Raw genomic sequence first — 17,743 nt, forward strand, 5'->3', positions numbered from 1 at the left:
GCGGCGTATTGTCATCGGCCAGAAGGGTCCCAGGTGTCCAACCACGGCGAATCCACCCCCGCACGTCCCCTCCGCGTAGCGATTGTGGGCGCGGGACCTGCCGGTGTCTACGCTGCGGATATCCTCACCAAGTCCAGCGGGGTGAAAGACGGCGACTTCGAGGTGAGCATCGATCTCTTCGAGGCGTATCCTGCGCCGTACGGACTGATCCGGTACGGCGTGGCGCCGGACCATCCCCGGATCAAGGGGATTGTTAATGCCCTGCACAAGGTCCTGGACCGCGGTGACATCCGGTTCCTGGGCAACGTGACCTACGGGCGGGACCTCACCCTGCACGATTTCCGTGCCTTCTACGACGCCGTCATCTTCTCCACCGGGGCGGTCAAGGATGCGGACCTGGCCATCCCGGGCATTGACCTGCAGGGCTCCTTCGGCGGGGCGGACTTTGTTTCCTGGTACGACGGGCACCCTGATGTTCCCCGCGAATGGCCGCTGGAAGCGAAGGAGATTGCCGTGATCGGCAACGGCAATGTGGCCCTGGACGTGGCCCGGATGCTGGTGAAGCACCCGGAGGAGCTGCTTTCCACCGAGATTCCGGACAACGTGTATCAGGGGCTGAAGGCCTCGCCGGTCACGGACGTGCACGTTTTTGGCCGCCGCGGCCCGGCCCAGGTCAAGTTCACTCCCCTTGAGCTGCGGGAGCTCAGCCACATGAACGACGTTGACATCGTGCTTTATCCGGAGGACTTCGAGTTCGATGAGGCCTCCGATGAAGCGATCCGCAGCAACAACCAGATCAAGACCATGGTGAACACGCTCACCAACTGGCTGGTAGAGGAGCACACCGAGTCCGAGAACCCGTCCTCCCGCCGCCTGCACCTGCACTTCCTGCACAGCCCGGTTGAGATTTACGACGACGGCGGATCCGGCAAGGTGGCAGGCATCAAGTTCGAGCGTACGCAGCTTGACGGTACCGGCAACGCCAAGGGCACGGGCGAGTTCATCGACTACCCCGTACAGGCCGTTTACCGCGCCATCGGCTACCACGGCTCGGCCTTGGACGAGCTGGAGTACGACGCCAAGCGCGGAGTCATCCCCAACGAAGGCGGCCGCGTACTGGACGCCGAAGGCAGCCCGGTCCCGGGAATCTACGCCACCGGCTGGATTAAGCGCGGACCTGTCGGCCTGATCGGCCACACCAAAGGTGACGCCCTGGAAACGATCGGCTTCCTGCTGGAGGACCGGCTCACGCTTCCGCCAGCCCGTAATCCTGATCCGCAGGCCATCATCGACCTGCTGGAAGAGCGCGGCATCGAATACACCACGTGGGAAGGCTGGAACAGGCTCGACGCCCACGAAGCCGCCCTGGGTGCGGCCTGGACCGGGCCGGAAGGCGCGGACCACGTGGTGCGCGAACGCATCAAGGTGGTGCCGCGCGAGGAGATGATCCGCATCTCCCGCGCCTGACGTCCTGGCCTCCACCTCCAACCTAGGTGGGGGAGGAGGGCCGCGTTAGAATGGCGACCACCCCTTGGCCGGCTGACCTGAAGCCGCGCCCGCAGGCAGCAGCAGGAGTTCAATGAGGAACCTGATCCAGCCAGGCCCGGCAGCCGACGCCGAACCGCGCCAGCGCGCCGCCCTCGCCGGGCATGAATACCTGGACAACTCCCGCGACAGCAATTTTCCGGGTAGCGCCGCGCTCCCGGAGGGCCAGCAGCTCCCCGGGCTGCGGAAACTCATCCGGGAGTCCTGGCAGCGGTCGGCCAGCTTCAAGGCGGACCCGGACAACGCCGCAGCCCCGCTGGCCATCGACCGGGACGAGCTTGAGGACTACCGGCGGCAGCATCCGCTGGCTGCCATCATGCCGGTCATCAACAAGCTCCTGGTCCAGCCCAGCCACGACAGCGGACTGCTGGTGGCGGTGGGGGATGAAGTTGGGCGCCTGCTGTGGGTGGAGGGTGACCCCGCCCTGCAGCGGCGGGCCGAGGGCATGATGTTTGTCCCCGGCGCGGATTGGTCCGAAGCGACCGTCGGCACCAGTGCTCCGGGTACTGCCCTCGCCCTTGGCCGCGGCATCCAGATCGCCGGTGCCGAACACTACCAGCGGGCTGTCCATGCCTGGAGCTGCACTGCTGTTCCTTTCCACGACCCCGACTCCGGAGCGCTCCTGGGAGTCGTGGACATCACCGGCACGGCCACCGCCGTGGCACCGCACACGCTGTCCCTCGTAGAGGCAACGGTGGCTGCCGCCCAGGCGCAGTTGCGCGTTGAACGGCTCCAACATGCGGCCGGGCCCGGGAGCAGGCCGGCACGGCGGCGGTCCACAAGTGCCGCCTCCCGCCCGCCAGGCGACAACACCAGGGATGGCAGCCTCTACCGGAACAGCCTTCAGCTGCTGGGCCGCGACCAGGCCTTGCTCAGCCTGGCCGGCAGGACCGTTTCGCTGTCCGCCCGGCACAGCGAAATCCTTGCCCTGCTGAGCACCCACCCGGGCGGACTCAGCGCCGAGGAGCTCAACCTCCTGCTCTACCGCGGGGATGGTTCCACCATCACGCTCCGCGCCGAAATGGTGCGGCTGCGCAAAGTCCTCCAGCAACTCGATCCGGACGCCGTTCCGGGCTCCCGGCCATACCGGCTTCCCCTCGACCTCGTCCCGGACTGCTCCCAGGTGCTGAGCTGCCTGCAACGCGGCGCCCACCGGATCGCCCTGGAGATTTACCGCGGCGCAGTGCTTCCCCGCTCCGAGGCGCCGGGCATTATCGAGCTGCGGAACAAGGTTTCGTCGCTGCTGCGGGAAGCAGTCATGACGGACGGCAGCGCCGAGTCGCTGCTGAGGTACGCCGCGCTCCCGGAGGCAAGGGACGACGTCGGCATCCGCCGTGCCGCGCTCCGCCTCCTTCCGGCCCGCTCGCCCAAGCGGACGGCCGTCGTCGCCGACCTCGAGCGGCTGGAAGCCGAACTGCACGCCTAAGAGGGGCCGGTTCCGAAGGTTGCAACCTTGCTGCAACCTTCCCGCTCCTACGCTGGCTCCCACGGCGAAAGCCTGACCTGCACAGCAAAGGAGCTAGCATGACTGTTTACGCACAGCCCGGAACCGAGGGTTCGAAGGTCACCTTCAAAGACCGCTACGAGAACTGGATCGGCGGGGAGTGGGTGGCCCCGGTGAAAGGGCAGTACTTCGAGAACATTACGCCGGTAACGGGCCAAGCCTTCTGCGAAGTGGCCCGCGGCACCGCCGAGGACATCGAGCTGGCGCTGGATGCCGCACACAAGGTTGCACCGTCCTGGGGTAAGACTTCCGTGGCCGAGCGGGCCGCGATCCTGAACAAAATTGCGGACCGCATCGACGGGAACCTGGAAATGCTGGCGGTGGCCGAATCCTGGGACAACGGCAAGCCCATCCGCGAAACCCTCAACGCGGACCTGCCGCTCGCTGCAGACCATTTCCGCTACTTCGCCTCGGCCGTCCGCGCCCAGGAGGGCAGGCTGTCCCAGCTCGACGACGACACCACCGCCTACCACTACCACGAACCCCTCGGCGTCGTAGGCCAGATCATCCCGTGGAACTTCCCGATCCTCATGGCCGTATGGAAGCTCGCCCCCGCACTCGCCGCCGGGAACGCGGTGGTGCTCAAGCCAGCCGAGCAGACGCCGTCGTCCATCCTGGTCCTGATGGAGCTCATCGGGGACCTGCTTCCCGCCGGCGTGATCAACGTGGTGAACGGCTTCGGCGTGGAGGCGGGCAAACCGCTGGCCTCCAGCCCCCGGATCCGCAAGATCGCGTTCACCGGCGAGACCACCACCGGCCGCCTCATCAGCCAGTACGCCAGCCAGAACCTCATACCCGTCACGCTGGAGCTGGGCGGCAAGAGCCCCAACATCTACTTCAGCGACGTCGCCTCCGACACCTCTGATGCTTTCTACGACAAGGCACAGGAAGGGTTTGCGCTGTTCGCCTTCAACCAGGGTGAGGTGTGCACCTGCCCGTCCCGCGCGCTGGTGCAGGAGGACATCTACGAGTCGTTTATGGCCGACGCCGTCGCCCGGGTCGAAAAGATGGTCCAGGGCAATCCGCTGGACACCGAGACGCAGGTGGGTGCCCAGGCCTCGAACGACCAGCTGGAAAAGATCCTCTCCTACATCGACATTGGAAAGCAGGAAGGCGCCAAGGTCCTCACCGGAGGCGGCCGTGCAGAACTGCCGGGCGACTTGGCCGGCGGGTACTACGTCCAGCCCACCGTGTTCGAAGGCCACAACAAGATGCGCATCTTCCAGGAGGAGATTTTCGGCCCGGTGGTTGCCGTGACGAAGTTCAGCGACTACAGCGACGCCATGGGCATCGCCAACGACACCCTCTACGGACTGGGCGCGGGTGTGTGGTCCCGCAACGGCAATGTGGCCTACCGCGCAGGCCGTGAGATCCAGGCCGGCCGCGTCTGGGTCAACAATTACCACGCCTACCCGGCCGGGGCCGCGTTCGGAGGGTACAAGTCCTCAGGCATCGGACGTGAGAACCACGCGATGATGCTGGATCATTACCAGCAGACCAAGAACCTGCTGGTCAGCTACAACGAAAACAAGCTGGGCTTCTTCTAGGCCATGGCTCCGAGAAACGCGATCGACGCCGCGGTGACGCTGCCCGGGGAGGACTTCTCCCGGGTGGCGCTCACAACCGAGGCGGCGGAACTGTTGCGGACGCTCTGGCTCCGGCACGGGCCGCTGATGTTCCACCAGTCCGGCGGGTGCTGCGACGGTTCGTCGCCCATGTGTTTCCCCGTAGGCGACTTCCTCACCGGTGACTCTGATGTCCTGCTGGGCCTGTTCGATGTCTCCGATGGCCTTGAACCCCAGCCCCTGGAATTCTGGATGTCCCGGGAGCAGTTCAACTACTGGAGCCACACGCACCTGACAGTTGATGTGGTGCCGGGGCGGGGCAGCGGTTTCTCGGTGGAAGCACCGGAAGGCAAACGCTTCCTGATCCGGTCAACGCTGATGGACTGGCTCGTTTAGCAGTTCGATGGAAAGTGCTTGGGACCCTCCTTGTGGAGGGTCCCAAGCGTGTTTACGGAATGAAGTTCGGTCTTTTGGCCGTCTCACCATTCGGGACAGTTGGGACCGTCCAGTGGATGGACACTATCGTTGATAGGTCTGTTTCCATCAGAAATCAGGATAGTGATCCCCTTATGAACCTTCTCCGGACCAAATCGATCGAGCAGTCGATGGCCGACGCCGATGAACCCGGACGCAAGCTCAAGCGGTCCCTCAGCACCTGGGACCTCATGATCATGGGTGTTGCAGTGGCAGTGGGCGCCGGTATCTTCTCCGTCGGCGCCAAGGCAGCGGCCAACTTCTCAGGCCCTGCCGTCACGCTGTCCTTTGCGATCGCCGCCGTCACCTGCGCCCTTGCCATCATGTGCTACGCCGAGTTTGCCACCGCCATCCCCGTGGCCGGCTCCGCCTATGTCTTCACCTACGCCACGATGGGCGAACTCCTTGCCTGGATCATCGGCTGGAACCTTATCCTTGAGCTCTTCACAGCAGCCGCCGTCATCGCCAAGTACTGGGGGATTTACCTCAGCAAGGTCTTCTCCCTCATGGGCGCCGACGTCCCGGCGGCAATCTCCCTCGGCGGCGTGGACCTCTACTGGGGCGCCTTCCTGATCGTTGCCGTCTTCACGGTGCTGCTGGTGCTGGGCACCAAGCTGTCCGCCCGCGTGGGCAACATCTTCACCCTGATCAAGATCGGCGTGGTCCTCTTTGTGATCATCGTTGGTTTCACCTACGTGAAGTTCGATAACTACAGCCCGTTCATCCCGGCCGCCGAGCCGACCGGGGGCGCCGGCACCGCAGATGTCCTGAAGCAGTCGTTCTTCGGCTTCCTCACCGGAGCGGCCCCGGCACAGTACGGCACCCTCGGCATCTTCGCCGGCGCTGCCCTGGTCTTCTTCGCCTTCATCGGCTTCGATGTGGTGGCCACGTCTGCCGAGGAAGTAAAGAACCCGCAGAAGACCCTGCCGCGCGGCATCTTCGGCGGTCTTGCCCTGGTGACGCTCCTCTACATCCTGGTTTCCCTGGCCCTGACCGGCATGGTGTCCTACACCCAGCTGGCCGAGGCGGAGAGCCCCACCCTCACCACCGCTTTCGAAGCAGTGGGCGACACCTCCGCGGCCAAGGTCATTGCCTTCGGTTCCCTTGTGGGGCTGACAACCGTGATCATGGTGCTCCTCATGGGTCTGTCGCGCGTGGTCCTTGCCATGAGCCGCGACGGCCTCCTGCCACGTTCACTGTCCAAGACCAGTGACAAGCGCTCCACCCCTGTACGCCTCCAGGTCATCTGCGGTGCCGCGGTTGCGTTGGTGGCCGGGCTGACCAACGTGGACCTGCTCGAGGAAATGATCAACATCGGTACGCTCTCCGCATTTGTGGTGGTGAGCTTCGGCATCCTGGTGCTGCGCAAGAAGCGCCCGGACCTGAAGCCGGCCTTCCGGGTCCCGTTCGGCAAGGTCCTGCCGATCGTCTCCGCCGTGCTCTGCCTCTACCTGATGACCAACCTCGCGGTGGAGACCTGGATCTTCTTTGCCATCTGGCTGGTGATTGGCCTCGCCATTTACTTCGCCTACGGCCAGCGCCACTCAAGGCTTAACGAGCGTTTCGCCGAGGCCAACACGGCTGTCAACGGCGCCCCCGTCGCGTCGTCCAAGGATGATGAGGACAACTTGACCCGCGCCTGAGGCCGCAAAAGTTGCTCAACCAAGCTGTGCCGGCCGCCCGCTGATTCCTGATCAGCGGGCGGTTCTGCTTTTCCCAGCAGCATCCTGCCTAAGAATTCCCGTGCGGACCGGCAGACTTTGGAGTTCAATAAGGACTGGACCCGAGGTGGGCCCAAGGACGCCGCGGGAGGAACTGGCGCTATGCAGACGGTCACGGAGTCGGTGGCAAGGGCTTTTTCGAGCCACCGGTTTGAGGATTCCCTTCCCCAGCTGGACGACGACGTTGCCTGGGAGCTGGTGGGCGGTGAAGAGCTGAGGGGCAAGGCAGCCGTTGTGGATGTCTGCACATCCCTGGCCCGGGACCTCGAGGACGTGAAAACCAGTTTTGACCAGTTCAGGGTGGTGGTCGCTCCCGAATGCGTTGTTGTTGACAGCGTTGCCAGCTACCTCGCTGCGGACGGCAGCATCAGCAGGGTTGCGTCCTGCGACATCTACGACTTCCTGGACGGACGGGTGGTCCGGATCCGTTCCTACAATGTGGAACTTGGTGCCTGACGCCACCGGCTGAAGCTCAGGGTGCGGCGTAGCGGCCAACCCAGTCCACCAACGGCCGCAGCTCGTCCCACAATGTTCCGAGTTCCCGGGCGGCGGCAGGACTGTCCAGCCAGTCCGGGCGGCCCAGGTCTTTACTGGCCGCGAGGGACTTGTGCTTCAGGAGCTCGCTCCGCGGATGGTCCCGGGGGTACCCGCGCGGAACAGTCTTGAGCTTCTCTCCCTCCACCACAAAACCAGCAGCACCGACTGCGTCGATAATGTGCCGAAGTGATTCTCCTGTTCCGGAGGCGTCGACCGAGTTGCGGTACCTCACCAGCTGGGCCGGCGTATGGGAATGGTAGCCTCCGCCCACCAGCAGCCCCTCCGCGCTGACCTGCAGGTAATAGCCCATCCCTTCCTGGATGGAGGCAAAAGCACCTTGGGCGGTTTTGTATGGCGATTTGTCCAGGGAGAACCGGATGTCCCTGTTGGGCCGGAAAATCCTGCCGGGGCCAAACCGGGGCTCCAGTTCCGCGAGCAGGAGTGTAATCGGTTCACGGACCAGTTCCTGATACCTGTCCTTATGCTCCAGCCACCACTCACGATTGTTGTTGTCCTGCAGCTCTTTGTAGAACTCGAAGGCGCCGGCGGGGATGCCCTGGAAAGTTGTCATGCGTTGATCCTAGGGACGGCTGCCAGTGGCGGCTATGGACTTAGTGCGTATGTGGAAAGCGCCCCTTATATGGAAAAACAAAAAGCCGCCCCGCCACGGGAATCCGTGACGGGGCGGCTTTCAGCAGTTTGAGGCCAATCAGCCGATCTTGTTGGCGGCCTCTGCGTCGGAGGACGGTGCCGACGCAACAGCTACGGCGCCGAGGTTGGCGCGGAGCTTGGCGCCGAGTTCGGCGTCAACGTTGGTCCAGTACTGGATGGCACGTTCCTTGATGCCAGGGCTCTTGACGCCGCCCACTGCACCGGTGATGGTCTCGAGCAGGCGGGCCTTGGCGCCGTCGTCGTAAACCTCGCGGTAAAGGGCGCCGGCCTGGATGAAGTCGCTGTCCTCGGCGTGGAGGGAGTGCGCGGCAAGGGTCAGCTCGCCGTCGTTCTCCCAGCCGCCGGCCGGGTTCTGCGGCTCAACTGCAGCCGGGCCACCCACGGAGTTAGGGGCGTAGACCGGGACGGTGGGGGCGTTGAAGTGGTACCGCCCGGCGCCGTCCTGGCTGTAGTTGTTGACCTGGTTCTTCGGCTGGTTCACCGGGATCTGGGCGTGGTTGGTGCCCACGCGGTAGCGGTGTGCGTCAGCGTAGGAGAAGATGCGGGCCTGCAGCATCTTGTCCGGGGAAGCGGCGATGCCAGGCACGAAGTTCGACGGCGCGAAGGTGGCCTGTTCGATCTGCGCGAAGTAGTTCTCCGGGTTCCGGTTCAGCTCCATGGTGCCCACCTTGATCAGGGGGTAGTCGCCGTGCGGCCACACCTTGGTCAGGTCGAACGGGTTGAAGCGGTAGGTCTTGGCGTCCTCGTACGGCATGACCTGCACGTGCAGGTCCCAGGACGGAGAGTTGCCCGCTTCGATGTTCTCGGACAGGTCGCGGATGTAGAAGTCCGCGTCCGAACCGGCCAGGGCCTCGGCCTGCTCGCTGCTCATGGAGTTCACGCCCTGGTTGGACTTGAAGTGGTACTTCACCCAGAAGCGCTCGCCCTCGGCGTTGATCCACTGGTAGGTGTGTGAGCCGTAGCCCTGCATTTCGCGCCAGGAGGCGGGCAGGCCGCGGTCACCCATGAGCCAGGTGACCTGGTGGGCGGACTCGGGGGACAGGGTCCAGAAGTCCCACTGCATGTCGGCGTCGCGCAGGTGGGTGCCCGGGAGGCGCTTCTGGGAGTGGATGAAGTCCGGGAACTTGATGCCGTCGCGGATGAAGAACACCGGGGTGTTGTTGCCCACGAGGTCGTAGTTGCCCTCGGAAGTGTAGAACTTCACGGCGAAACCGCGGGGATCGCGCCAGGTGTCCGGGGAACCGTTCTCGCCCGCGACGGAGGAGAAGCGGATCAGCATCTCGGTTTCGACGCCGGGCTGGAGGAAGGCTGCCTTCGTGTACTTGGACACGTCCTCGGTGGTCTTGAACGTACCGAATGCACCGCCGCCCTTGGCGTGCACTACGCGCTCCGGCACCCGCTCACGGTTGAACTGGGCGAGCTTTTCCACCAGGTAGTGGTCAGTCAGGATGATGGCACCGTCGGCACCGACTGACTTTGAGTGTGCGTCGGACGTAACGGGGGCACCTGACTGGGTTGTTGAAATGGCAGTCATTGTTCTCCTATTTCTCTATTTCTTCTGAGGGACGATTGGAAGGAAGTTGTTGGGACTGCTGGCAGTCCTGGCAGATGCCCTGGTACATCACATCGGCGATCTGGATGGTCATGGGCCTGGTGGTCTCGTCCCAGTGGGGCGTGAGGCAGGGCGCGTGGCCCACAGCGCAGTCCACGTCCTCCACGCGGCCGCAGCTGATGCAGATGGCGTGGTGGTGGTTGTCGCCGACCCGGGTTTCGTACAGCGCCGGGGAGTGCGGGGGTTCGAACCTGCGAAGCATATGCAGGTCTGTCAGGTCCCCGAGGACCACATACACGGACTGGGCCGTGAGTTCCGGAAGCTCGGCGCGGGCCGCGGCCAGAATGCTTTCCGCAGGGGAGTGGGGATGGCTTTCGACGGCGGCGAGCACCGCAAGCCGCTGCTTGGTCACCCTGCGGCCATGGGCGCGCAGGGCGGCAGCCCATGCCTCGTGGCCGTCAAAGTGCTCTGTCATGACACTATTGAAGCACTTATTATGAACATCTCACAATAAGGCTTGGCTAACCTCGCCAGACCCATAGGCAACTTCTGTATCAGGAGTGGTTCGCTGAGTGATCCACCGGCGCTTCTCAAGGAGGTGGCACGGAACCCTGCCCCGCAAAAAGCCGTTCCCATAGAAGCAAAAAGCCGTTCCCATAGAAGAGGGAGGATGAGAAGTGCACAAACACTACAACGGGCTTAAGACGGCGGCGCTCTTCGGCGTCCTGTGGGCGGTACTGCTGGGCCTTGGGGCGCTGATCGGCGCCAGCACCCGCAGTTCCGCGCCCATCTGGATCATGGCACTGGTGGGGGTTGCGACGACGGCCTACGGGTATTGGAACAGCGACAAAATTGCCATCCGGTCCATGCAAGCCTATCCCGTCACCGAAGCGCAGGCTCCGCAGCTGTACCAGATAGTCCGGGAACTCTCCGTGCGGGCCAACCAGCCAATGCCGCGCATTTACCTCTCACCCACGATGAATCCGAACGCGTTTGCCACCGGGCGCAATCCGAGGAACGCGGCCGTCTGCTGTACCGAGGGAATCCTGGAGCTCCTGGACGTCCGGGAACTCCGCGGAGTCCTGGGACATGAACTTATGCACGTCTACAACCGGGACATCCTCACGTCCTCGGTGGCGGCCGCTGTTGCGGGCGTCATCACCTCGGTAGGGCAGATGCTGCTGTTCTTCGGCGGCGACCGGCGGAACTCGAACCCGTTGGCGATGCTGGCGATGGCGCTGCTCGCGCCTTTCGCGGCGTCCCTGATCCAGCTGGCCATCTCCAGGACCAGGGAATACGACGCCGACGAGGACGGCGCGCAGGTGACCGGCGATCCGCTGGCGCTCGCCTCAGCCCTGCGCAAGATCGAGCGGGGCGTGGGCATCGCGCCGCTTCCGCAGGACCAGCGGCTGGTGAACGCCTCCCACCTGATGATTGCCGGGACGCAAAGAGGCCGGCGCGCCCGATATGCGGACGTGGCCGGCCTCTTTGTGCTGCGGCAATGACAGGGGCGCGTCAAAAACGACGGTCCGCGGCTAGCTGCGGAAGTTCACAAACTGCAGGTCGGCCTCGTCGAAGTCCTTCAGCAGCGCCATGGTGGCCTGCAGATCGTCGCGGGACTTGGACGTGACGCGCAGTTCGTCGCCCTGGATCTGGGACTTCACGGACTTAGGGGCTTCGTCGCGGATCAGCTTGTTGATCTTCTTCGCCAGGTCCTGGGCGATGCCCTCCTTGATGGAGGCTTCAAGGCGGAATTCCTTGCCGGAAGCGTAGGGCTCGCCGGTATCCAGGGACTTCAGCGAGATGCCCCGGCGGATCAGCTTGGACTGGAGCACGTCCAGGACGGCCAGGACTCGTTCCTCGGAATTGGCCTTCATCAGGATCTTCTCGCCGCTGAAGTCCACCTCGGCGCCCACGCCCTTGAAGTCGTAGCGCTGGGCCAGTTCCTTCTGTGCCTGGTTGAGGGCGTTTGCCACTTCCTGCTTGTCCACTTTGCTTACGACGTCGAACGTTGACTCGCCTGCCATGACTCTCTCCTTGTGCTGGTGGGGGCCCCGTCCGCGGACAGGGCCTGGGTCGCTGAATTCAAGCCTAATACGGATGCTCCCGTTGAGGGGTGGGCCGCATTCACAGTTCCCTCTCAGCGGACGCTCCGGGGGAACGAAGGAGGCCCGGGCAGAGTTGTAGGAGTTGGAACGCTGCACGAAGGGAACACCATGCACCGCAAGGCCGTCCGATATGTCACGCGCACCACCTCGGCCGCGGCTGGTGCGGTGGCCACGGCAGCAACGTCGGTGGCGGCAGCGGCGGTGGCCGCCTCCATCATCTTCAGTCCCGTGGCGGACGCCTCCTCGCGGATGGAAGGCGTCCACGCGGACCTGCTCCGCGCCGTCCAGCTGAACCAGATCACCGAGGAGCAGGCCCTGAAGTTCGAGGCCCGGCTCGCCGGAAGGATTTTGGGCGAAGCCTGACACGCTTACCCTGCAGGCTCTGAAAGCCGGGAATTCCCTGCCGTTGAGGGCCTGCGGGGGCCGATTCGATTCTTCAGCGGAAGTTCTGTATTGTTGTGTTGCCCGCGGTTACTGGAAGCGGAACGGTCCGGAAACGGGCGGTTCGCAGACTGCAGCCGGGGGTGATCTTCTTTTGAAGTTCGGCAGATTACCCGAGCGGCCAAAGGGGGCTGACTGTAAATCAGCTGGCAACGCCTACGGGGGTTCGAATCCCTCATCTGCCACAGTCCCGGATTTCCGGGAATTTAGACCCGTTCGGATCTCTTCGGAGGTCCGGGCGGGTCTTTCTTATTCACCTGGGAGCACAGTTGTGAGCACGCCTTGGCTTTTCTTTGACGCCAGCAGCAGCGAAGAGTCACCCCAGCGGCGTTCCTCGCGGCGTCTCCCACCATGAGCGCGTACACGTCACGACTGATCCGGCTCCCTGAAGTGCTCAACGGCGGACGCGGATGCGGTGCTCGCCACGTCCGGATTGCTTCCCTGATCCACTCGTAAATGCTGCCGAGTATGCACACCAGCCCGACGGCCAGGATCAGCATGCCAACCAGTGAGAGCAGCGCATAGAGATCCTCGTCGCTACGGTACTGGCTGGATCGTCCACCCAGTACCTCAAACAGCACCCACCCGAGGGGCAGTAGCCCAAGGCCGAGCAGGAATGTCCTCACACGCGAATCTTGCATTTGTCCCCACTAGTGAATTCACCGTCAGCGCATCTGCCGCCTGAAGCGATGCCGCCAGCACACGGTCGCAACAGGGTGCGTGCGGCCCTGCGGTAAGGCGCGGCGCCAGCGGCACTCGGCTATGTCTAAGCTGCCCTTTCATCGGAGCTTTGGATCTCGGCACTCTGGACTGCACGCCTGACGTCGGCTGGCCGGCGCCGGGCTTTGACCAGAACCATGAGCATGGTTAGGACGGTGACCGTCCAGGCAGTCGCGGCCAGCAACACCAGGGCGATTGCACTAAGGGGTGCATGCCGAAAAGTCTAGGACTGTGCCGCTTTGATTGTCGGACGCAACTCCGCAGCATCGGAGCCTCAATTTGCACAAGCAGAGACGAGGAGCCGGCGGACATACGTGAGGGCACGAAAAAGGTGCGCCCCGTTCGCTGAGCGCACCCATTTCGATTCCACTCGCAGCCGTCTCCCGTTCGACTGAACCCATAATAAGCATGCTTAAAATTAGGTGCGTAGGCCCATCGCTTACTCGCGAAGACGAGCTGGACCGAATCGGCAACATCGCTGATTACCCTCCCCGATGAGGTATCGGACCATCCTCCAGGACGTCCCCTGGCCGTAAGAAATTCCAATGAAGGGCCCTGGCATTGGCGAGCAGCTGGGCAGGCTGACCAGGCCTCGCCATGATGACGGATAGGGTTGATGCTGTGGGGGAGAAGAAGAAGATCGACGAGCATTATCAGCGTGCCATCAACCGGCCGTACTACTTCGGATACGCAAAGACAGGTAAGACCATCTATGCGTACACGAAGGAAGAGTGGGGCATCGGTGCCAGCTCGGGCGGCGGCGATCACAACCTGATCCGCTCCTTCTACTTCAGCATTTTGCTCACGGTACTGATTGCCCTGCCGGCGTCGCTGATCGCCCTGGCCTTTGGCGTCATTCTGCTGGTCAACCTGTTCTTCAATCTGTCGATCATGGGGCTGGTCATGGGGCTGGTCACGGTGTTCTTCGGGCTCCTCTTCGGTCTCGCAGTGGTGCAGGGATACTTCAACGTCACCGAAGAGTGGCGGGGGCGCAAGGCCCGGAAGCGCAGCGGGCTGCCGAAGCCCTGGTGGACTGCGGACGACGACCGCGCCTACGAATGGTTCCTGCGGCACCCGGATCCCCTCATCCAGATGACCCTGGACTCCATCCCATACTCGGTGAAGCTCCGGAAGCAGGAGCCAGTTTGCTGACTCGACCCATAATGGCGAATGAATCCGAAAGGGAAGATATGACAGATGCACTACCCGTTCACGTTAGGGCCACACGGGTAACCAGGACGCGTCGCTCTCTGCTCTTGGACGGACGTATTTCACATTCGACGTCCGGTTCTCCGACGGTGAGTTTGACAGCAATGTTGATCTCAATGCCGTACTGAACGGTGCGCGTTTCCCGGCTGATTGTCACTCGGCTGTGAGCGGTGCAAGGTCGGCCCTTTGATACCCGCCCGCCGCGGCTAACCTCTGCCTTCCCGCCACCCAGGCAGGAGCCCGTTCAGCTCCGCAAACCGCCGTCGACACCGGCGCCGGGCCGGGCGTAGGCTGGCAGCATCGGCGCACGTGCCCCGATGCCCTGCGTCGATAAACCAATCGATGAAGGAGGACCAATGAGTGCCGTACGTGAGTTTATGACTACGGACGCGCAGTGTATTAAGGAAAGCCAGTCCCTGGCAGATGCCGCCCGGATGATGATGGATCTGGACTGCGGATCGTTGCCGATCTGCGGTGACGACGGCAAGCTGAAGGGAATGATCACCGACCGCGACATCGTGCTCAAGTGCGTAGCCGTCGGACGGGATCCGCGGGAAATGATGGCCCGCGACCTCGCCTCGGGCAGGCCCCACTGGGTGGACGCCGACGCGAATGTTGATGCCGCCATCGAAATGATGGAGCGGTACCAGGTCCGGCGGCTCCCGGTTATCGCCGACCACAAGCTGGTGGGAATCATCAGCCAGGGGGACATCGCCCGCAACTACTCCGAACAGCGTGTTGGTGAGCTCGTGGAGCACATTTCGGAACGCAAACCGATGAACGCATAACCGGGATTGCCCGCCGGGGTTATTCCCGCAACCAACGCCACGGAGCCGTCTCCGTGGCGTTTCTTGTTGCCCTTTTACAGCCTTGTCCACAGCTCCCTGCCGCGAAGGCCAGGAGCCGCGAACAAGCCTGGGCAGTCAGGGGGCAATCAGTTCAGTGCAATGAGGAGCATCTGGCTGGTCCCGGGAATGCAGGTTTGCAGAATGGCCCGGGGGAACCCGCCGAATACTGCGACGACATCGTTGGTGGTTCCAGGGTTGGGTACCTTGCCCCTGGCAGTTACCGTGTACGTTCCGTAGCCCGGGATGCTCACTGTCTCACCGACCCCGATTCCCGAGAAGCGCCCCCAGCCGCCGCAAAAATCATGCTCGGTGATGAAAAGCGAGTAGCCGTCGTTGGGCGTGTAATGGATGGGTCCGATGCAGGCGTCCACCATGGCCTGCCCGCCGGCACCGGCAACATAGATGGTGCGGACTGCCGGAGCGGCCGGAACGACGGCGGGAGCCGCCGCGGGTGACGGAGCCGCAGCCGCCGGCGCGGCAGCCTCCCGTGCGGCAGCGCCGGCCGCGGCATGCGCCGCCGCGGGGACGGCAACAGCTGGACCCGTCAGGACCAATGTCTGGCCCGGGACGATGATGCTGAAGGGGCTTAGCCCGTTGGCGGCAAGCATCCCGTTCATGTCCACGCCGAACCTGGCCGCGATGGCCCCCACCGTATCCCCGGGGAGCACCGTATACAGGTTGGGATCCGCTGCAGGTGCTGCAGGGGGTGGTTCAGGGGCGGATACAGGTTCGGCAGCCGGCGCCGGAGCAGCCGTGGGTGCTTCCGCAGCAGGTGGTGCGTCCGCCGGTGTTGCCGTCTGCCCCTGCCCCACGCTGGATGAGACGCCGGAAGGATCGGTGCCGGGCGCAGCCTGGCCCGCGGCTTCAACGCCGCCGGGCACGTCGGGCGCTGCCTCCGCAACGGGAGCAGCCGCCGTCGTATCCTGCATCAGGAAGGGAGCGGGCGCAGCCAGCGCTCCGACTCCCACAGCCGCCACCACGGCAGCGGCGGCCATCCCGGCCCACAGCTTGTTGCTGATGGTGGGGCCGCCCGCCATCGGGTCGGTGTGGGGGACATCGGTTGCGAAACTGCTGCCAGGTGGATCTGTGGCTTTAAGGTTGAGCTCGTGCATGGGTAGCCCATCGAGGTTCGGTCCAGCCGGCAGGTGCATGTGCACCAGGAGACGGCGGGACGGATCGAGGTGTGATGCGCTGTTGCCCAGCTTCAAGCCGGGCCGCACACGGCGCACGATGCAGGCGTCCGCATACCCAGAAGTACGGAGGCTCCGCGAGGAGGCGCTGCCATCGGAAGCCACCCGGTGAACAGGCCAGCACTTGTTCGGTCCTAGGAGTCCCGAGTCTAGGAACCCTGCACAGCCCGCGGCACGAGTAGGGATTACTCGAATATTCCGGTCCGGTACTTGGGCGGCCCCGGACGGATACTCAAAACGGCGGCAGCCTGCTACCTGCTGCGCAGCGGCCCGGACTAGCGGCTGTGCTGGTCCTTCAGCTCCGCAATCTCGCGGCGAAGCAAAGCCATTTCCGCGGCCAGTTCGGCCACTCCGGCCCGGACCGGCTCCTCGGCATCCGACACCGCTTCAGCCGTGTCCTCCACACGCTGGACCAGCCAGGCCGCGATGGACGCCGTGACCACACCCAGGACGGCGATCCCGCTCATCATGAGCGCGGCCGCGACCATCCGGCCCATGGGCGTCACCGGGAACATGTCCCCATAGCCAACAGTGGTGATAGTGGTCATGGCCCACCACAGCGCATCGCCAAAGGTAACAATTTTTGCGTCGGGCGCTGATTGTTCCACATCAAGGACGGCGAGCGCGCCCACAAACACCAGCATCGCGGCGGATCCCGCCACGTAGGTCACTACGCGTCCCCGAAGCGTGTCACCCAGGGTCCGGTGCAGTACGGACAGCAGCGTCACCAGCCGGAGCAGGCGAAGCGGCCGAAAGAACGGCAGGGCCACAATGAGGAGTTCATGGAGGTTCCGCAGGAACCAGCCGCTGCGGTCCTCGGCCAGCCAAAGGTTGACCACGTAGTCCACCGCAAAGATGCCCCAGGTAGCCCACATCACGGCCTCAAGCCACAACGCACCGCTGCCTTCAATGCGGCCAATCACTTGCCAGGCATACGCTGCCAGGAAGATGAGCGCCGTCACCGTCAGCGGCCAGTCCGCCAGGTCCCGGTAGCGTTGTTGGGTCATGCAGGAAATCCTACGCGGACACTCCCAAGTGCTTCACCTGCTGCCGCCACCTCAAGTTACCCGCAGGTAACATAGGTTCATGCACCTGCTCCTGCGAACCCTCCTGCTGCTGATCACCTCATCCCGCCGCCCGCCGTTGACCGTCTGGGACGGGTCCTCGCTGCCGCTGCGCGTTCTGCCCACGGACATCGACATCGCCATGCACGTCAACAACGGCATGTACCTTTCCCTGATGGACCTGGGCCGGTTTGACCTGATGGTGCGCAGCGGCGTGTGGAAGCGGATGCGCCGGCGCGGTTGGGGCCCGGTGGTTGCCGCAGAGACCATCGCATTCCGGAAGTCCCTTCAGCTCTGGCAGCAGTACACGATCGAAACCCGCATCATCGGCCTGGACGCAAAGGCGATCTATTTCGAGCAGCGGATGGTGGCCGACGGCGAAATCTACGCCCGTGCTTACATCGCCACCCGCCTGGTCCACAAGGGCCGGCCCGTCAGCCAGGAGGAGATCCTGCGGGAGTTTGGCCAGCCGCCGGCGGACCTGGCGCTCCCGGCGTGGGTCCACGATTGGTGGGCGTCCAGCGCGCTGCCGGGGAGCCGGACGCCTGCGCCGCACGTGTGGAGCTAGCACGCCCGCACGGTGGCGGGTGGGG

Annotated in this window: 16 protein-coding genes, 1 tRNA gene and 1 pseudogene; 12 read left to right on the top strand and 6 right to left on the bottom strand. The window is 64.0% G+C overall.

The genetic code is table 11. From position 1 onward, the window contains the following. The first annotated feature begins 33 nt into the window (after positions 1-33). The 6 genes from M1D32_RS05710 (at position 34) to M1D32_RS05735 (ending at position 7,265) form a co-directional block, all read left to right on the top strand. Complete coding sequence (locus M1D32_RS05710) at positions 34-1,467, top strand: FAD-dependent oxidoreductase (protein WP_458781362.1); 1,434 nt, start codon at positions 34-36, stop codon at positions 1,465-1,467. Between the two features lie 112 nt (positions 1,468-1,579). Further along, positions 1,580-2,971, top strand: coding sequence for a helix-turn-helix domain-containing protein (locus M1D32_RS05715; protein ID WP_458781363.1), 1,392 nt, complete (start codon positions 1,580-1,582; stop codon positions 2,969-2,971). A 98-nt stretch (positions 2,972-3,069) separates the two neighbouring features. Then, entirely contained in the window at positions 3,070-4,596 is a 1,527-nt protein-coding gene (exaC, locus tag M1D32_RS05720) for an acetaldehyde dehydrogenase ExaC (RefSeq protein ID WP_458781364.1), read from the top strand. 3 nt (positions 4,597-4,599) lie between these two features. Continuing rightward, on the top strand, positions 4,600-5,010 hold the full coding sequence (locus M1D32_RS05725; protein WP_458781365.1) for a DUF779 domain-containing protein: 411 nt from the start codon (positions 4,600-4,602) through the stop codon (positions 5,008-5,010). 173 nt (positions 5,011-5,183) lie between these two features. Next, positions 5,184-6,731 carry an amino acid permease gene (locus M1D32_RS05730; RefSeq protein ID WP_458781366.1) on the top strand — a complete coding sequence of 516 codons (1,548 nt, stop codon included), beginning with the start codon at positions 5,184-5,186 and terminating at the stop codon, positions 6,729-6,731. A 180-nt stretch (positions 6,732-6,911) separates the two neighbouring features. Further along, complete coding sequence (locus tag M1D32_RS05735) at positions 6,912-7,265, top strand: nuclear transport factor 2 family protein (RefSeq protein WP_458781367.1); 354 nt, start codon at positions 6,912-6,914, stop codon at positions 7,263-7,265. 16 nt (positions 7,266-7,281) lie between these two features. Here M1D32_RS05735 and M1D32_RS05740 read toward each other — a convergent pair whose 3' ends face one another. The 3 genes from M1D32_RS05740 to M1D32_RS05750 form a co-directional block, all read right to left on the bottom strand. Beyond that, entirely contained in the window at positions 7,282-7,917 is a 636-nt protein-coding gene (locus M1D32_RS05740; protein ID WP_458781368.1) for a DUF2461 domain-containing protein, read from the bottom strand. Positions 7,918-8,055: 138 nt separating this feature from the next. Continuing rightward, the gene (locus tag M1D32_RS05745; RefSeq protein ID WP_458781369.1) at positions 8,056-9,552 is read right to left on the bottom strand and encodes a catalase; all 1,497 of its coding nucleotides are present in this window, start codon (positions 9,550-9,552) and stop codon (positions 8,056-8,058) included. Positions 9,553-9,559: 7 nt separating this feature from the next. After that, entirely contained in the window at positions 9,560-10,045 is a 486-nt protein-coding gene (locus M1D32_RS05750) for a Fur family transcriptional regulator (protein WP_458781370.1), read from the bottom strand. A 202-nt stretch (positions 10,046-10,247) separates the two neighbouring features. Here M1D32_RS05750 and htpX point away from each other — a divergent pair. Then, positions 10,248-11,024, top strand: a pseudogene (gene htpX / locus M1D32_RS05755) (zinc metalloprotease HtpX); the annotation flags it as partial. Between the two features lie 81 nt (positions 11,025-11,105). On the opposite strand, the gene M1D32_RS05760 reads toward htpX, so the two are convergent. Beyond that, positions 11,106-11,597, bottom strand: a complete 492-nt coding sequence (locus M1D32_RS05760) for a YajQ family cyclic di-GMP-binding protein (protein WP_050054209.1) — start codon at positions 11,595-11,597, stop codon at positions 11,106-11,108. 189 nt (positions 11,598-11,786) lie between these two features. Here M1D32_RS05760 and M1D32_RS05765 point away from each other — a divergent pair, with 189 nt between their 5' ends. The 4 genes from M1D32_RS05765 (at position 11,787) to M1D32_RS05780 (ending at position 14,836) form a co-directional block, all read left to right on the top strand. After that, complete coding sequence (locus M1D32_RS05765; RefSeq protein ID WP_458781371.1) at positions 11,787-12,041, top strand: hypothetical protein; 255 nt, start codon at positions 11,787-11,789, stop codon at positions 12,039-12,041. Positions 12,042-12,222: 181 nt separating this feature from the next. Next, a tRNA-Tyr gene (locus tag M1D32_RS05770) sits at positions 12,223-12,304 on the top strand. 1,132 nt (positions 12,305-13,436) lie between these two features. Beyond that, complete coding sequence (locus tag M1D32_RS05775) at positions 13,437-13,991, top strand: hypothetical protein (RefSeq protein ID WP_458781372.1); 555 nt, start codon at positions 13,437-13,439, stop codon at positions 13,989-13,991. Between the two features lie 413 nt (positions 13,992-14,404). Beyond that, on the top strand, positions 14,405-14,836 hold the full coding sequence (locus M1D32_RS05780; protein ID WP_458781373.1) for a CBS domain-containing protein: 432 nt from the start codon (positions 14,405-14,407) through the stop codon (positions 14,834-14,836). Between the two features lie 146 nt (positions 14,837-14,982). Here the strand turns inward: M1D32_RS05780 and M1D32_RS05785 are convergent, their stop codons facing one another. After that, complete coding sequence (locus M1D32_RS05785) at positions 14,983-16,008, bottom strand: LysM peptidoglycan-binding domain-containing protein (RefSeq protein ID WP_458782112.1); 1,026 nt, start codon at positions 16,006-16,008, stop codon at positions 14,983-14,985. Between the two features lie 353 nt (positions 16,009-16,361). After that, a complete protein-coding gene (locus M1D32_RS05790) occupies positions 16,362-17,093 on the bottom strand; it encodes a potassium channel family protein (RefSeq protein WP_458781374.1) in 732 nt (243 codons plus the stop codon). A gap of 79 nt (positions 17,094-17,172) precedes the next feature. Between M1D32_RS05790 and M1D32_RS05795 the strand changes: the two genes are divergently transcribed. Continuing rightward, positions 17,173-17,718 (top strand): acyl-CoA thioesterase, encoded by a 546-nt coding sequence (locus M1D32_RS05795; RefSeq protein ID WP_458781375.1) that lies wholly within the window; start codon positions 17,173-17,175, stop codon positions 17,716-17,718. Positions 17,719-17,743: the final 25 nt, after the last annotated feature.

The organism is Arthrobacter sp. D3-16, from assembly GCF_054408515.1.

What these genes read in the sequence shown, in the direction of transcription:
- M1D32_RS05750 (WP_458781370.1), bottom strand. Translation starts at nt 10,045, where the DNA reads ATGACAGAGCACTTTGACGGCCACGAGGCATGGGCTGCCGCCCTGCGC.
- M1D32_RS05785 (WP_458782112.1), bottom strand. Translation starts at nt 16,008, where the DNA reads ATGCACGAGCTCAACCTTAAAGCCACAGATCCACCTGGCAGCAGTTTC.
- M1D32_RS05795 (WP_458781375.1), top strand. Translation starts at nt 17,173, where the DNA reads ATGCACCTGCTCCTGCGAACCCTCCTGCTGCTGATCACCTCATCCCGC.
- M1D32_RS05740 (WP_458781368.1), bottom strand. Translation starts at nt 7,917, where the DNA reads ATGACAACTTTCCAGGGCATCCCCGCCGGCGCCTTCGAGTTCTACAAA.
- M1D32_RS05780 (WP_458781373.1), top strand. Translation starts at nt 14,405, where the DNA reads ATGAGTGCCGTACGTGAGTTTATGACTACGGACGCGCAGTGTATTAAG.
- M1D32_RS05775 (WP_458781372.1), top strand. Translation starts at nt 13,437, where the DNA reads ATGATGACGGATAGGGTTGATGCTGTGGGGGAGAAGAAGAAGATCGAC.
- exaC (WP_458781364.1), top strand. Translation starts at nt 3,070, where the DNA reads ATGACTGTTTACGCACAGCCCGGAACCGAGGGTTCGAAGGTCACCTTC.
- M1D32_RS05715 (WP_458781363.1), top strand. Translation starts at nt 1,580, where the DNA reads ATGAGGAACCTGATCCAGCCAGGCCCGGCAGCCGACGCCGAACCGCGC.
- M1D32_RS05725 (WP_458781365.1), top strand. Translation starts at nt 4,600, where the DNA reads ATGGCTCCGAGAAACGCGATCGACGCCGCGGTGACGCTGCCCGGGGAG.
- M1D32_RS05765 (WP_458781371.1), top strand. Translation starts at nt 11,787, where the DNA reads ATGCACCGCAAGGCCGTCCGATATGTCACGCGCACCACCTCGGCCGCG.
- M1D32_RS05745 (WP_458781369.1), bottom strand. Translation starts at nt 9,552, where the DNA reads ATGACTGCCATTTCAACAACCCAGTCAGGTGCCCCCGTTACGTCCGAC.
- M1D32_RS05735 (WP_458781367.1), top strand. Translation starts at nt 6,912, where the DNA reads ATGCAGACGGTCACGGAGTCGGTGGCAAGGGCTTTTTCGAGCCACCGG.
- M1D32_RS05760 (WP_050054209.1), bottom strand. Translation starts at nt 11,597, where the DNA reads ATGGCAGGCGAGTCAACGTTCGACGTCGTAAGCAAAGTGGACAAGCAG.
- M1D32_RS05790 (WP_458781374.1), bottom strand. Translation starts at nt 17,093, where the DNA reads ATGACCCAACAACGCTACCGGGACCTGGCGGACTGGCCGCTGACGGTG.
- M1D32_RS05730 (WP_458781366.1), top strand. Translation starts at nt 5,184, where the DNA reads ATGAACCTTCTCCGGACCAAATCGATCGAGCAGTCGATGGCCGACGCC.